The 15,413-nt window shown below is 43.3% G+C and carries 11 protein-coding genes and 2 tRNA genes; 8 read left to right on the top strand and 5 right to left on the bottom strand.

Going from position 1 to position 15,413, the window contains the following annotated elements; translation table 11 throughout:
- Positions 1–86 precede the first annotated feature (86 nt).
- From FTU90_RS01015 to FTU90_RS00980, 8 genes are all read left to right on the top strand, one after another.
- Positions 87–605 (top strand): tetratricopeptide repeat protein, encoded by a 519-nt coding sequence (locus FTU90_RS01015; RefSeq protein WP_005097675.1) that lies wholly within the window; start codon positions 87–89, stop codon positions 603–605.
- A gap of 109 nt (positions 606–714) precedes the next feature.
- Positions 715–1,572, top strand: coding sequence for a DUF4062 domain-containing protein (locus tag FTU90_RS01010; protein WP_159138231.1), 858 nt, complete (start codon positions 715–717; stop codon positions 1,570–1,572).
- A 191-nt stretch (positions 1,573–1,763) separates the two neighbouring features.
- Positions 1,764–3,146 carry an adenosylhomocysteinase gene (gene ahcY, locus FTU90_RS01005; RefSeq protein WP_100534859.1) on the top strand — a complete coding sequence of 461 codons (1,383 nt, stop codon included), beginning with the start codon at positions 1,764–1,766 and terminating at the stop codon, positions 3,144–3,146.
- Positions 3,147–3,328: 182 nt separating this feature from the next.
- Entirely contained in the window at positions 3,329–4,165 is an 837-nt protein-coding gene (gene metF, locus FTU90_RS01000) for a methylenetetrahydrofolate reductase [NAD(P)H] (protein ID WP_005097677.1), read from the top strand.
- Between the two features lie 108 nt (positions 4,166–4,273).
- Positions 4,274–4,984 (top strand): 16S rRNA (uracil(1498)-N(3))-methyltransferase, encoded by a 711-nt coding sequence (locus tag FTU90_RS00995; RefSeq protein ID WP_180071813.1) that lies wholly within the window; start codon positions 4,274–4,276, stop codon positions 4,982–4,984.
- Positions 4,985–5,160: 176 nt separating this feature from the next.
- The gene (locus tag FTU90_RS00990) at positions 5,161–8,037 is read left to right on the top strand and encodes a bifunctional diguanylate cyclase/phosphodiesterase (protein ID WP_180071812.1); all 2,877 of its coding nucleotides are present in this window, start codon (positions 5,161–5,163) and stop codon (positions 8,035–8,037) included.
- A gap of 139 nt (positions 8,038–8,176) precedes the next feature.
- A complete protein-coding gene (locus FTU90_RS00985) occupies positions 8,177–10,456 on the top strand; it encodes an NADP-dependent malic enzyme (RefSeq protein ID WP_180071811.1) in 2,280 nt (759 codons plus the stop codon).
- A 94-nt stretch (positions 10,457–10,550) separates the two neighbouring features.
- Positions 10,551–11,786 (top strand): multifunctional CCA addition/repair protein, encoded by a 1,236-nt coding sequence (locus FTU90_RS00980; protein WP_180071810.1) that lies wholly within the window; start codon positions 10,551–10,553, stop codon positions 11,784–11,786.
- Between the two features lie 92 nt (positions 11,787–11,878).
- Here the strand turns inward: FTU90_RS00980 and epmA are convergent, their stop codons facing one another.
- The 5 genes from epmA to greB all read right to left on the bottom strand — a co-directional run bounded on the left by epmA (position 11,879) and on the right by greB (position 15,117).
- The gene (epmA, locus tag FTU90_RS00975) at positions 11,879–12,853 is read right to left on the bottom strand and encodes an EF-P lysine aminoacylase EpmA (protein ID WP_180071809.1); all 975 of its coding nucleotides are present in this window, start codon (positions 12,851–12,853) and stop codon (positions 11,879–11,881) included.
- Positions 12,850–13,917: a 4-phosphoerythronate dehydrogenase gene (locus tag FTU90_RS00970; protein ID WP_180071808.1), complete on the bottom strand. Its 1,068-nt coding sequence runs from the start codon at positions 13,915–13,917 to the stop codon at positions 12,850–12,852. The genes epmA and FTU90_RS00970 overlap by 4 nt, the downstream gene beginning before the upstream one ends.
- A gap of 179 nt (positions 13,918–14,096) precedes the next feature.
- A tRNA-Ser gene (locus FTU90_RS00965) sits at positions 14,097–14,186 on the bottom strand.
- Between the two features lie 258 nt (positions 14,187–14,444).
- Positions 14,445–14,534, bottom strand: a tRNA-Ser gene (locus tag FTU90_RS00960).
- Positions 14,535–14,622: 88 nt separating this feature from the next.
- Positions 14,623–15,117, bottom strand: a complete 495-nt coding sequence (gene greB / locus FTU90_RS00955; protein ID WP_005097688.1) for a transcription elongation factor GreB — start codon at positions 15,115–15,117, stop codon at positions 14,623–14,625.
- Between the last annotated feature and the right edge of the window lie 296 nt (positions 15,118–15,413).

Below are 15,413 nucleotides of genomic sequence, written 5' to 3'. Positions count from 1 at the left end.
CCCCCTCATACTTGAAAAGCTGATCTTCGGATTGGCTTTTTTAATTTAAACCTTTAGTCTACGCATAATATTTTTGAGATGTTGATATGACCCAGCGTGTTTCTCCCTCTGCTGCCCTGACCAATCTTGCCTTAGCAGGCAATGCTGAAGCGCAATTTGAATTGGCTGAACTGTATATGCAAAGCGAGCATGATGATGACATTATTCTGGCTGAAGAATGGGCATTGAAAGCTGCCAACGGCGGACTGGTTGATGCGATGTACTGGTTAGGTGAAGGTTATACCGTTTATGCCAAAGAACTGGCTGAAGAAGATCCAGAAGAATCTAAAGCTCACTTTGAGTTAGCCTATTACTGGCTAAGTAAGGCCAATATCGAGAAGCATCCTGCTGCGACTTTAGAGTTGGCCGGTTTCTACCGTCGCGGTGATGTAATTGAAAAAGACGTGGAAAAATCGATTGCTTTGGTCAAACAGGCTGCGGAACTTGGCGAAGTTCAAGCAATGCGCGATCTTGCATTTATTTATGCCAATGGTTTAGGCGTAGATGGCGATGAAGAACAGGCTGAGTTCTGGACTCAAAAAGCAGATGCTGCTGAAACTAAATAAGTAAGAAAAGCCCGTCAGATGATGGGCTTTTTATTATAAAAATAGTCTGGCTCAATTGAAAAAGCACCTATATATTAGTCATTAATATTAATAAAATTCTGATAACAATATGGCTTACCAAGCAACAGTATTAAACGTAATGATCGCTTCACCAAGCGATGTCGCAGAAGAAAGACGACTTGTTCGTGATGCAATCTATGAATGGAATGCAATTCATTCTAAGCAATTTAATGTAATGTTAAATCCTATCAGATGGGAAACTCATGTAGCACCTGAAATGGGTAATAGGCCTCAAGAAATTATCAATAAAAGTATTCTCAATGATGCCGACATTCTGATTGGAATATTTTGGACTCGATTAGGTACAGACACTGGGGAATACGCCAGCGGCACTGTAGAGGAAATTTCCAGACATATCGACTCTCAAAAACTGACTTCAATTTATATCTGTGATAAACCTATTCCCCCAAGTCAAATTACTGAACAATATCAAAAACTACAAATTCAAATCAGGGAGTGGAAGCCAAGTGGCGTACTAGAATTTTACAATGATTTATCTATTTTTAAGCAAAAAATTAAAGATCATTTATCTCTTCATATCCAGCAAAATACATACATTCAAAATATCTTAAATAATCTAAAAATCATTGATTTCAAAAACCCTAAACTCTTAAAACAAAAAAATGAATTAAGCGAGAGAATGATGCAACTTTTACTAAGTGCTGGTGAACGCGAAAGTGAAATTCAATTTTTACAAAATATTGATTCTACCCAACTGCATGCTGGCGATTTACATTTGAATTTAAATAGCCAAAGAGAAATTTCTCAATGGAAAACGGCTATCACTGATCTAAAGAAATCAGGATTTATTAATGATCTTGGCAACAATGGTAGGCTGTATGAATTAACTGGTTTAGGCTGGAATACTTTTGATCAACTAAAAGCTCAAAGCTTAGAAAACAATTAATATTATCTTTTTTCAACTTGGCTCATTCATAGAATCCAAGTACAATACTGCGCTAGTCGAGGGATGCTGCGACGTTTTACAGGTACTAAATGTAAAATCGCTAGGCTCGACCATCGGTCAGACATTCGTTCTGATCAACAACGGCATCCGCGAACAGAACGATCCAATCTATTTTTTCCTAGGAGATCCTGATGAACGCGGTTACTGCTTCATTTACAGATTACAAAGTTGCTGATATTTCACTTGCTGATTACGGCCGTAAAGAAATTAAACTTGCAGAAGCTGAAATGCCAGCCCTTATGGGTCTGCGTAAACGCTATGCTGCTGCTAAACCACTTGCAGGCGCGAAAATTCTCGGCTGTATCCACATGACCATTCAAACTGCTGTTCTTATTGAAACACTGGTTGAATTGGGCGCCGAAGTTCGCTGGACTTCATGTAACATCTTCTCTACTCAAGACCATGCTGCTGCTGCAATTGCTGCTGCGGGTATTCCTGTTTTTGCTTGGAAAGGCGAAACTGAAGAAGAATACATGTGGTGTCTTGAACAACAAATCAATGTCAATGGCACGCCTTGGGATGCCAACATGATTCTTGACGATGGCGGTGACTTAACGCTACTTGTTCATGAAAAATACCCAGAAGTGATTGCTAAAATTCACGGTGTGACTGAAGAAACCACGACAGGTGTTCAACGTCTGTACGAAATGCTTCGTGATGGCACGTTGAAAGTTCCTGCAATCAACGTAAACGATTCTGTTACTAAATCTAAAAACGACAACAAATACGGTTGCCGTCACTCACTTAACGACGCAATTAAACGTGGTACAGATATGCTGTTATCTGGCCGTCGTGCGCTTGTGATCGGTTACGGTGACGTGGGTAAAGGTTCTGCTCAATCACTTCGTCAAGAAGGCATGATTGTACGTGTTACTGAAGTTGATCCAATCTGTGCGATGCAAGCATGCATGGATGGTTACGAAGTTGTATCTCCATACAAAAATGGCGTGCAAACAGGCAAGAAAGAAGACGTAAATACTGACCTTCTTCAAAACACTGACCTGATCGTAACAACAACTGGTAACTACCATGTTTGTGATGCAGCGATGCTTGATTCACTAAAAGCGGGTGCTGTGGTATGTAACATCGGTCACTTTGATACTGAAATCGACACCAACTACTTACGTGGTTACAAGTGGGTTGAAGTGAAGCCACAAGTACACCAAGTATATCGTTCAGAAAATGAAAACGATTACCTCATCCTTTTATCTGAAGGTCGTTTGGTGAATCTTGGTAATGCGACTGGTCACCCATCACGTATTATGGATGGTTCATTTGCCAACCAGGTATTGGGTCAAATGCATTTATTCGCTGAGAAATTTGCTGATCTTCCAGAATCTGAAAAAGCTGCGCAAATTCGTGTAGAGCTTCTTCCTAAGAAATTAGACGAAGAAGTCGCTGCTGCAATGGTTGCAGGTTTTGGTGGTGTTCTGACTCAATTAACTCAAGAGCAAGCGGATTACTTAGGCGTTCAAGTTGAAGGTCCATTCAAGTCTGATGCTTATAAATACTAATTAAACTCCACCCTCTCCCTAACCCTCTCCCATAGGGAGAGGGAACATTCATTACCAAATGTATGTCATCGAGGGTAAATCCTCTCCTGAGCGTGCTTAAAGCACTGCTTTGAAGCTCAGCGCAAGAGAGGATTTAGGAGAGGTAAAACTAATTAAAAAGTATTTATAAAAAGGATTTGAACATGTCTAAACAGATTCCAATTTCATTTGAATTCTTCCCGACCAAAACTGATGTGGGTGCGGAAAAACTCAAAGTGGTTCATCAAGAACTACAATTGCTCAATCCAGAATTTTTCTCTGTAACTTATGGTGCAGGTGGTTCAACTCGTGAACGCACCCTGTCTACCATCAACGATTTTAATGGCAAAGGTGCACCGGTTGCCCCTCACCTGTCATGTATCGGCGATGACAAAGCGCGTATTGCAGAACTGCTTGATCTGTACAAATCACAAGGCATTGACCGTATTGTTGCCCTCCGCGGTGACTTGCCATCAGGTCAGGTTGGTTTGGGTGAATTACCCTATGCCGCTGATCTGGTTCGCTTTATCCGTGAATATTCAGGCGATCATTTCAAGATTGAAGTCGCAGCTTATCCGGAAATGCATCCTCAGGCAGAAAGCTTTGATCAAGACATCCAGCACTTTGTTGAAAAAGTACAAGCTGGTGCCAATGCAGCATTAACCCAGTTCTTTTTCAATCCAGATGCTTATTTCTACTTTGTAGAGCGCATCCAGAAAGCCGGAATTGATATTCCTGTGGCGCCGGGCATTATGCCAATCACCAATGCCAGCAACCTGATCCGCTTTGCGGACGGTACCGGTGCCGAGATTCCACGCTGGATTCGCAAGCAACTGGCAACCTATGGTGATGATACTGCCAGCATCAAAGCCTTTGGCCACGAAGTTGTGGTTAAATTCTGTGAGCGTCTGCTTGCAGGTGGCGCACCAAGCTTGCACTTCTACACCATGAACACCACTGATCCTACACGCCAACTTGTAAAAGACTTAGGTCTAGCATAAGTTTTTAGGCTGCATTGATCTCACCCATTTTCTCCCCTTGGGAAAAACACAAAGAGGGTGTAAATAGCAATGCAGTCTTGTTTTGTTCCATCTGAGAGTAATCCCTCCATGCCACGTTTTTTTATTGAAGCAGACTTAAATGTTGATACTACGGTTGAGTTAACGGAAACCGTTTTTCATCATTGGGTAAAGGTATTACGTGCTCAAGCGGGCGAAACCGCGACCCTGTTCAATGGACAGGGTGGCGAATATGAAGTGACCTTAACTGAAGTTGCTAAGAAATCAGCCACAGTATTGGTCAATGCATTTAATCCGGCCAATCGCACGCCCAAGTTTCAGGCCTTGCTCGGTCAGGTGATGAGCAAAGGCGACCGCATGGATTATGCGATTCAAAAAGCTGTGGAATTGGGTATTTCCGAAATTCAATTGCTGACTTCAGATCGTTGTGAAATGCGCTTGAAGTATGATCGTGACCAGAAAAAACTGGATCACTGGCAAGGGATCGCGATTGCAGCATGTGAACAGTGTGGACTGAATATTGTGCCTAAAATTTTAGCACCAATATCACTTGAAAAATGGTTGGAAACCGAGCTACCCAAGACCAAACTGGTTTTGGCGCCCAATAAAGATGAAACAGATGTACTGGCAGATGCGACCCTGGATATTGCACTGCTGATTGGCCCTGAAGGCGGTCTCAGTGAGGCAGAAATTACAGTAGCAAATGCAAAAGGTTTTCTAAACTGGTGTATTGGTGAACGCGTACTACGTACCGAAACAGCCCCTGTCGTGGCCCTTTCAATTTTGAACTATAATCTCTAGTTCATCAGGCCAGTAAAAATTTGTCTTTAATTTTGTTGATTTTTATTCCTAAGACCTCTAATCTCGACGAAAGAATAATAACTATTGATGAGTTAATTTTACACATTTCCTGGAGTTTTTTTATAAGAACAATACATAGGGAAAAACGTTTAGGATGAATACAGGCATTGAATCACATGGTTGATAAGCAAGACGACTATATCCAGCAGCATTTGCATCATGCTCAGATTGCGAACACACTTCGCCATAGTCGCTATTTTTTAATCAGTATAATGGTGATTTGCCTTTATATTTTTTGTATTTATCACCTTCAATATCGTCCTTCCAATACCTATTTTAATACCTGGTTTATTCTGACCGAGCTACTGGTCAGTATGTGTTGGTTGGTGAGCACACTTTATTTTAAGCCTGAACAATATGATTTGAAAGGCGCACATCGCTGGTTACAGATTCAGAGTCTTGCCGTCGGGAGCTGTATTGCTGTCGGTATTTATACAATTTATTACTATTTGCCGCAGGCCAATCCTGCATTCGAAGATATTGAAGCACTGACCTTGTCTGCTCTGCTCCTGATTGTGACTCAGGCATTTGGCTTGACTTATCTGACCCAAAAACTCAGTTATTTCTGCCTGGTATTTTTACCCTCTTTATTCCCTTTTTTATTGTCGCAAATTTATCATGTCAGCCTTTCCAATCCCTTCTTCGGTCTGGCCTTAAATTTTGCGGTGATTGTCATTCTGCTGTGTGCCAATAGTAGTTATCGTATTCATCGCCGGACATCGCGCTTGTATGCAGAAAACAGTCTGCTGGTTAAAAATGCCGAACAGCAAGTGGCCTGGACTGATGAGCTGTGCCAGCAACTGCAAACTGAAGTCAATAAATCCAAAGATATTGAATTACAATTACAGCTCAACAATCAATTACTGGAACAAAAAGTACGGGAACGTACCTATGATATTGAACAGATTAATCATCATTTGAAAAATCAGCAACAGAACCTGGATCTTGCCCATGAGATTGCCGGCATTCGCCCATGGGACTGGAATATCAAAGACCGTCTCATTACATTAACCAATCATAAAGATGAAAAAATTCTGCGTGATTCCAAAGATCATCATCTGCAATTAGAGCATCTGATTCACCCTGATGATCTGGACTATTTTAAGCGCAACATGAAACAGCATTTGCGTGGTCAGATTGAGCGTTATGATGCCACTTACCGGATTCTGCTCAGTGATGGCAGCTGGAACTGGGTGCATGATATTGGCCGCGTGATTAGCCGTGATCCTAAAAATAACAAACCTTTGCGAATGGTAGGTATTCGTCGTGATATTCAGCAGGAACGTATTTCTCAAGAACGTTTAAAACTGGTTGCCAGTGTACTGGAACAGGCCGCGGAAGGGATTTTTATTCTCAATCCTGAACTGTATTATATTGATGTCAATCCTCACTATGAATACCTGAGTGGCTTTGAGCGTGAGCAGATCATCGGTAAGTCTTTATTCGATCTTGTTGCACAAAATAAAGCTGAACAGCGCAGCAACCATGCCAGTATTATCAAACAGCTGCAAAAGATTGGCTCCTACGATGGAGAAGTGCAGGCAAAGTTTCTGTCCGGCAAACAGTCCACTTTATGGCTGCATATCAATGCCGTCACTGATGATGAGGGCCGGATTACCCATTATGTCGGAATTGTCTCAGATCTGACCGAACGTAAATTACAGGAACAGCGCCTGTCATATCTGGAAAATTATGACACCCTGACCGATTTGCCGAACCGCTTTTATTATAACTATCAGCTGCATCAGTATCTGGTCTCGCAAAAAGACTCTATCCAGCAGATGGCAGTGATCCGGCTGAACATCGATCGCTTCCGCCCGTTAAATGAATATCTGTCCAATAATGGCGGTGATGAACTTTTACGTCAGGTGGCGCAGCGCCTGCGTATGACCAATGCAGAAGCCCTGTTTGTAGCACATCTGAATGGGGATGATTTTGCAATTATCTACGAGATTTCGCACATTCGCCCTTCCGTGCAGCATCACTGTGAACGCATTGCCCAGGCTTTTAGCGCACCATTTAATATTTATGGTCAGGATTATGTAATTACTCTTTCTATGGGAGTGGCATTTTATCCGGATCATGGCCGACAACTCGATTATTTAAATAACTGCGCCGAACAGGCGCTGAATGAAGCCAAAAATCTGGGCGGCAATACCATTCATTTTTATTCCAGTCAGAATGAGGGTTTACAGGAACAGGGAATTTTCCTGGAACGGGATCTGCGTAAAGCCATTCAGAACAATGAACTGATTGTCTATTATCAGCCAAAAATCAATTTCAGCGATCAGAGCATTTATGGCTTTGAAGCATTGATTCGCTGGAATCATCCAGAAAAAGGCATTATTCCACCCGGCCTGTTTATTCCTTTAGCCGAACAGACCAGCCTGATTTCAGACATTGGCCGTCTGGTGATACAGCAAACTGCCAAACAGATTCGTCAATGGAATGATCTCGGTTTTAATCATATTTGTGTATCAGTCAACATCGTGGCGCAGCAATTGCGGCGCGGCCAATTACTTGACGATCTGGATCAGGCCATTGACGATAACCAGATTTCAGGTACCAGTCTGGAACTGGAAATTACCGAATCGTCTTTAATTGAAAATTCAGAAACCGTCAAAAACCTGCTGAACGAAATCAAACAGCGACAGATTCATATTGCCCTAGATGATTTTGGGACAGGCTACTCATCTCTGTCCTATCTTGCTGATTTCCCGATTGATACCTTAAAAATCGACCGTAGTTTCGTTTCCAAGATTGGAGAGAACAAGCAGGAAGCCATAGTCAGTGCCATGGTGGCGATGGGTAAAGCCATGGGGATGACCGTGGTGGCAGAAGGGATCGAAACCATTGAACAGTTAGAATATCTGCGTGATTTAGACTGTGATATCGCTCAAGGATACCTTTTCTCCAAACCGCTGCCCGAACAGGAAGCGACCACTTATTTGAAGCAAAACATGGTTAAGGACTCTTATATCTATCAAGTCTAAGTTTATACATGCTTCAGCAAGATTGTTGGAAAAACGGCCGCCATTGGCTGTGCGAACAGGCTAACAAATGGTATATTCAGGGACATAAATAAATTTTTTACCCGCTGACCGGGTAATCTTTACAACGATCGAGAGACTGATGGACGAACAATCTTTAAAGCAACAGGCCCTTTACTATCACGAATTTCCTACCCCGGGAAAAATCAGCGTTACACCAAGCAAACAATTGGTCAACCAACGTGACTTAGCCCTTGCTTACTCGCCTGGCGTAGCTGCACCATGTCTTGAGATTGAACGCGATCCTTCAACTGCTGCACTGTATACTGCACGTGGCAACCTGGTCGCTGTAGTGACCAACGGTACTGCGGTATTGGGCCTGGGTAATATTGGTCCTCTGGCTTCTAAACCCGTCATGGAAGGTAAAGGCGTATTATTCAAAAAATTCGCTGGCGTAGATGTGTTTGATATTGAAATTGCTGAAAACGACCCGGACAAAATTGTTGATATTATCGCATCATTAGAACCGACTTTCGGCGGGATCAACCTTGAAGATATCAAGGCGCCAGAATGTTTCTATATTGAGCAAAAACTGCGTGAACGCATGAACATTCCAGTGTTCCATGATGATCAGCACGGTACTTCGATTATTGTGGGTTCTGCTTTACTTAACGCGCTGCAAATCAACGGCAAAAAAATTGAAGACATCAAGATTGTCGCTTCAGGCGCGGGTGCTGCAGCCCTATCTTGTTTAAATCTGCTTTGTGCCCTTGGCGCGAAAAAAGAGAACATCATCGTTGCCGATTCACGTGGTCTGCTGACGACGCACCGTGAAGGTCTGGATGAATCTAAAAAAGCGTATGTACAGGACATTGAAGCCACTCAGCTTGGTGATGTGATCGCGGGTGCAGACATGTTCCTTGGTCTTTCTGCTGCCGGCATCCTGACCAAAGAAATGGTTAAGGTGATGGCCAAAGATCCGATCATTTTCGCACTGGCGAATCCGGATCCAGAAATTCTGCCTGAACATGCACACGAAGTTCGTAATGATGTGATCATGGCCACTGGCCGTTCTGACTATCCAAACCAGGTCAATAACGCACTTTGCTTCCCATACATCTTCCGTGGGGCATTAGACGTTGGTGCAACCACGATTAACGAAGAAATGAAAATTGCCTGTGTACATGCAATTGCGCGTATGGCACACGTCGAAGCGGATGCTGCAACTTATGGTGAGAAATCGGCATCATTTGGCCGTGAATACCTGATTCCGGGTCCACTGGATCAGCGCCTGATTCTTGAAATCGCACCTGCAGTGGCACAAGCAGCCATGGATTCGGGTGTAGCAACACGTCCAATTAAAGATTTCTCGCATTATCGTCAACGTTTGTCTGAGTTTGTCTATAACTCGGCATTCGTGATGAAACCGATCTTTGAACAGGCAAAATCGAATCCTAAGCGTATTGCCTATGCGGAAGGTGAAGATCTGCGTGTACTTCGCGCCGTTCAAATTGCAGTCGATGATGGTTTGGCGATCCCTATTCTGGTCGGTCGTCCAGCCGTGATTGAAGCCAATATCAAAAAATTGGGTCTACGTCTTGAAGATGGCGTGAATATCACGATTGTTGATCAGGAAAAGAATCCGGATTATGAGTTGTTTGCAGACGATTATTACCAGATCATGCAGCGTAAAGGCGTAACGCCTGAATATGCACAGCGTGAAGCGCGTCGTCGCTCTACCTTAATTGCATCGATGCTGGTCAAACATGGCATGGCAGATGGCATGCTCTGTGGTACTTATTCAAGCTACGACATTCATCTGGACTTCGTCAGCAACATCATTGGCAAAAAAGAAGGTCATAACACTTTCTTTACCCTAAATGCCTTGATGCTTGAAGATCGTAACCTGTTCATTGCCGACACCTATGTCAACACCAATCCAACGGCTGAACAGCTGGCGGAAATGACCATTCTGGCTGCTGAAGAAGTGCGCCGTTTTGGTATGACCCCACGTATTGCCCTGCTTTCTCACTCAAGTTTCGGTTCAGACCAGCATGATGCCAGCGCGCAAAAAATGCGTAAGGTATATGACATCCTGTCTGAAATAGCGCCTGAGCTAGAAGTGGAAGGTGAAATGCACGGTGATGCTGCACTGGATGAAAATATTCGCCAGTTTGCCTTCCCGAACTCACGTTTTAAAGGTTCTGCAAACTTACTGATCATGCCGAATCTGGATGCTGCCAACATTTCGTTTAACTTGTTGAAAGCAACTTCAGGCAACAACGTGACGATTGGCCCAATTCTGTTGGGTGCTGCGAAGCCGGTACATATCTTGACTCCGACTGCGACTACGCGTCGCGTGGTGAACATGACTGCACTTACCGTTGCAGAAATCCAGCAAGCGGAACAAGACGCACTTTAATCCAATGACAAGATAACGACGCATCCGCCTCGTTTCTTAACTTGAGAAAACCTCTATTCTGTAGCATGATGCTTGTAAGAATAGAGGTTTTTTCATGCAAGTTTATTTAGTAGGCGGTGCAGTTCGGGATCATTTGCTCGGACACCCCTATCACGAAAAAGATTATGTGGTCGTTGGTGCAACTCCGGCGCAAATGCTTGACTTAGGCTATCAGCCCGTAGGCAAAGATTTTCCTGTTTTCCTACACCCCAAAACAAAAGAAGAATATGCACTGGCCCGTACCGAACGTAAATCCGGCACCGGTTATCATGGTTTTGACTTTCATACCGATATCAGTGTGACCCTGGAACAGGATTTGATCCGTCGTGACCTGACCATTAATGCCATGGCGATGGATGATGCCGGTCAGATTTATGATCCTTATGGCGGTCAGCAGGATTTGAATAACCGGGTGCTGCGTCATGTTTCCGATGCTTTTGTCGAAGATCCATTACGGGTGCTACGAATTGCCCGTTTTGCGGCCCGCTATACCAGTGCAGGTTTTGTGATTGCGGATGAAACTTTAGCACTCATGCAGCGCTTGACGGAATCCGGTGAATTGAATGCATTAACACCGGAGCGGGTCTGGAAAGAAACTTCACGTGCCTTATCAGAACGTCATGCTGATGTGTATTTTGAAGTATTGCGTCAATGTGGCGCTTTAAAAGTCTTATTTCCTGAGATAGATGCCTTATATGGTATTCCGCAACGCCCTGAATATCATCCGGAAATTGACTGCGGCATTCACACCATGATGTCCTTGCAGCAGGCGTGTCGTCAAAACTATAGCCTGGATGTACGTTTCGCCGTTTTAGTGCATGATTTGGGCAAAGCATTAACCCCGGTTGAAGAATTACCGCGGCATATCATGCATGAAGAACGTGGCATCAAGCCGGTCAATGATCTGTGTGATCGCTTAAAAGTACCGACCTATACCAAGCAACTGGCGTTGGCAGTATGTAAAGAGCATCTGAAATGTCATCAGGCATTTAATCTCAAACCCGGTACTTTATGGCGATTATTGCAGCGTCTGGACGTTTTACGTCGTCCCGAGCGTGTCGAAGCTTTTGTACAGGCTTGTGAATGTGATTCACGTGGCCGTTTAGGACTGGAAGATCGTGCCTATCCACAAGCGCAATATGTACTTGATGCCATGCAGATAGTACGTGCCATTAAAGCACAAGACCTGCCTGCCGATATTCAAGGCCCGGATATTGGCGAAATGCTGATTGAACGGCGTATTCAGGCACTGGGTGAACTTAAAGCTCAACAAACGGTATCTATTGAATAAAGACAAAGCACCCGAGGGTGCTTTTTTATTGCTTCAATCATTTAGTGCAGAGACCCAGCCCTCTAAAGAGCTTAAGGAAAATCAAATCCCGATCAGGAAATATCCGCCGGGAAACTAATCACTTGCTCCAGTTTCATCTGATTGGTCGCGATCATGAGCAAGCGGTCAATTCCCAAGGCAATCCCTGAACATTCCGGCATATTCGGTAAAGCCGCCAGTAAATACTCATCAATAGGCATGATATGCAGCCCAAGTCTGGCCCGCTCTGCATTATCCGTCTCAAAGCGTGAGCGCAAAACTTCAGCATCAATCAGCTCATCATAGGCATTGGCCAATTCTAAACCTTCGATATACAACTCAAAACGTGCAGCGACCAGTTCCCCATCTTCATCGATTCGGGTTTTCGCCAAAGAGGCCATTTCAGGCGGAAAATCGGTCAGGAATACTGCGGTATCAAAACCGAGACTCGGCTCCACCATATGTGAAAATAACAGGTCGATATAGCCGAGCCGATCCTCACCCAAATCCAGATTTAGACCGACACGGCGACAGCAGTCTTTCAGTTCCTGCAAGGTCGCTTGCAATGGATTAATATCCAGACGATCCATAAAGGCATGTTTATAGCTCAAAATGGTTGGACGGATTTCAGCAAAACGTGCTTTAAGCGTCACATTAAGCAGATCGGCTACTTCGAACATCAAATCTTTTAAGCTAAAGCCCGGGCGATACCATTCCAGCATGGTAAACTCGCTATTGTGCTTACGCCCATGTTCATCATCACGGAAGACTTTACAAATCTGGTAAATAGGCCCGCTGCCACTGGCCAATAAACGCTTCATGGCAAATTCAGGTGAGGTCTGTAAATAATGCGTATATGCTTTAGCCAGTACATGGCGCTGCGCCTGTACTGAAGCCAAATGCACATCGGTCACACCGGCTTGAGATAAAATTGGTGTTTCGACTTCTAATACATCCCGCTCAGCAAAAAAATGACGGATTTGTGCATATAAGGTGGCACGTGCACGCATGGCATTCAGCTCACACGTCGGCTGATAAGTGCTATTCATGCTTTTGGCCCACCATGTGCAGCCCATTCACGACGCAGCGGATAGGTTTTTCTTAAATGATCAAAAGCCTGCTGATCCACTTTGCCATCCTTGACACAAGCACGCAGATTTTGATCATCACGGGCAATATCATAAATTTGCGTTAAATATTGCTTTAGCACCATTTTTAAATCCTGATTTTGGAAAAACTGCTCGCAGACCGGAAGCTGGGTTTCGAACTGTTTATGTGCTGCAAAAGCAAAAGTTTGACAGAAAGCGTCATAGATCATTTGAGTACCACGCGCCTTGCCTTCCAGGCTATAACCGGCAATATGCGGCGTCACCAGCGTCAGCAGATCCAGAAGCTCTGCTGAAATAACCGGTTCGTGTTCAAAAACATCTAAAATCACGGTTCGTTGTGTCGCTTTAAGATCCTGGATCAGGGCGGCCTCTTCAATCACTGGCCCACGTGCAGAATTAATCAGAATTGCATCAGGCTGCATTTGCGCCAATGTAGCCGTATTGAATAAATGGTAAGTTGGATAAAGACCCGTTTGAGTTAAAGGGACATGAATCGAAATCGCATCTGCTTGCTGCAACAATTCATTAAATTCAACTTGATCAACCTGCGTTCTTTGAACCAAAGGATCATAGCCAATCACGCGCCAGCCCAAAAGTTTTGCCATATAAGCCAGACGGGTTCCAACATTACCCAAACCGACTATACCCAGGCTAAATGTTGCATTGGCATCTACTAACTCAGGACGTACATGCAGTAATGCGGTAATGACATATTCAGCCACAGCTTGTGCATTACAGCCGGCTGCATTGCTCCACTGAATCCCATGCTGTTCCAATGCAGCAATATCCAGATGATCTGTACCAATAGTGGCACTGCCTACAAACTTGATCGAACTATTCTGTAGCAGTGCTTCATTGACCTGAGTCACTGAGCGTACCAATAATGCATCTGCATCCTGAACATCCTGTGCCATTAAGTTACGGCCTGGACAATGACGAATGTCTGCAAATTCAGAAAAGAAATAATCGGTAAATGCCAGATTTTCATCTGCGACAATTTTCATAATGAGATCCATATGATGCTTGGGCATATGATAGCGCGTTGATGTCTCTGACTCTATATTTGGCACATGCGTCCATTTTTCAAGTTTTGGGCTATGGGCTGGTTATTGATGAATAAAGTATTGAATCATTGCTGCCTAAAAAGAAAAACCCCAATCTTTCGACTGGGGTTTTTAGAATTTGGCGGAAGCGGTGAGATTCGAACTCACGGAGGACTCACACCCTCGTCGGTTTTCAAGACCGGTGCATTAAACCGCTCTGCCACGCTTCCTTGGCCGCCATCATATAAATAAATCGGATTTTTGGCAATAAAATTTAGCAAAACTTTTAGCAAAAGCTGTTCATTCAGTTAAAAATCAGTCGAAACAAAAGCTGAAATGTATTTTTATTTAAAGAAGTTAATACTTAAACGATGCCAAGAGCTATTTAATTCAAGATAAAGCAACGACATGAATCAGAATTAGCTTGATAATGAATATAAAAATAAAGGCATAAAAAAACCCAGTCAATTGACTGGGTTTTTCGAATTTGGCGGAAGCGGTGAGATTCGAACTCACGGAGGACTCACACCCTCGTCGGTTTTCAAGACCGGTGCATTAAACCGCTCTGCCACGCTTCCATGGCCGACATGATATAAACAAAAATCACGCTTGGCAAATATTTTCATGCTTTCACTGCATCAATTGCACAAAATAAAATCAATTCCATTAATTTGCTGAATTTTCTGGTTTTTCATAACGAATTGAATTGATGAACCAGCGTTTCTTTCCAGAAGGTGTCAGCACTTCAGCCTCATCATCTACCTGCTTGCCCAACAACGCACGTGCCATGGGCGAACTGATCGAGATATGCTGCGGATGATGATCATAAATTTCATCGACTCCAACAATACGTAAATTTTTCTGCTCGCCTTCTTCATTTTCAATCTCGACCCAAGCTCCAAAATAGACCTTGCCTTCCTGCTCTGGAGAAAAATCGATGATTTTTAGCTCTTCAAGACGCTTGCCTAGGTATCTGACCCGGCGGTCAATCTTACGCAAAATTTGCTTGTTATATTGGTAATCGGCATTTTCCGAACGGTCGCCGAGACTCGCTGCCCAGTTCACTTTTCTGGTGATTTCCGGACGCTCTTCATGCCAGAGATTCTTAAGTTCTGCCACCAATTTATCGTGTCCACCACGGGTGATTAAGTTGGATTTCATACGTCGTGCTGATCAAATTTTCAGTGTATTAGCTTACAAACAGCTTATTTTATTTACCATTTCAAAACAATTAAAAAATTCAAAAAAAATCACATTATATTTCAGTATCTTAAAATTATTTTTAATAATAATTTGTGTACAAAATTTGACAATCGTTTTTTAGATCATTAATATGCCACCTACTTCCGGAAATGCTTACTTTTTAATCTATGTAGTTTTTCTACATAATGATGCGTAAATCTCTTGTCATTTTGAATGACGTCATGACTGCCCAACCCTTATTGAATTTATCAAAC

The sequence above is a fragment of the Acinetobacter sp. YH12200 genome, assembly GCF_013418175.1.
GTDB lineage: Bacteria > Pseudomonadota > Gammaproteobacteria > Pseudomonadales > Moraxellaceae > Acinetobacter > Acinetobacter pseudolwoffii.
Note: the sequence above shows the minus strand (reverse complement) of the source record. Positions and strands in the feature narration are given on the sequence as shown.

Bases quoted from the DNA above. Each gene is read 5' to 3' on its own strand.
- epmA (WP_180071809.1), bottom strand. From the start codon at position 12,853: ATGAATAGCACTTATCAGCCGACGTGTGAGCTGAATGCCATGCGTGCA.
- FTU90_RS00995 (WP_180071813.1), top strand. From the start codon at position 4,274: ATGCCACGTTTTTTTATTGAAGCAGACTTAAATGTTGATACTACGGTT.
- FTU90_RS01015 (WP_005097675.1), top strand. From the start codon at position 87: ATGACCCAGCGTGTTTCTCCCTCTGCTGCCCTGACCAATCTTGCCTTA.
- FTU90_RS00970 (WP_180071808.1), bottom strand. From the start codon at position 13,917: ATGAAAATTGTCGCAGATGAAAATCTGGCATTTACCGATTATTTCTTT.
- FTU90_RS00990 (WP_180071812.1), top strand. From the start codon at position 5,161: ATGGTTGATAAGCAAGACGACTATATCCAGCAGCATTTGCATCATGCT.
- ahcY (WP_100534859.1), top strand. From the start codon at position 1,764: ATGAACGCGGTTACTGCTTCATTTACAGATTACAAAGTTGCTGATATT.
- greB (WP_005097688.1), bottom strand. From the start codon at position 15,117: ATGAAATCCAACTTAATCACCCGTGGTGGACACGATAAATTGGTGGCA.
- FTU90_RS01010 (WP_159138231.1), top strand. From the start codon at position 715: ATGGCTTACCAAGCAACAGTATTAAACGTAATGATCGCTTCACCAAGC.
- FTU90_RS00985 (WP_180071811.1), top strand. From the start codon at position 8,177: ATGGACGAACAATCTTTAAAGCAACAGGCCCTTTACTATCACGAATTT.
- metF (WP_005097677.1), top strand. From the start codon at position 3,329: ATGTCTAAACAGATTCCAATTTCATTTGAATTCTTCCCGACCAAAACT.
- FTU90_RS00980 (WP_180071810.1), top strand. From the start codon at position 10,551: ATGCAAGTTTATTTAGTAGGCGGTGCAGTTCGGGATCATTTGCTCGGA.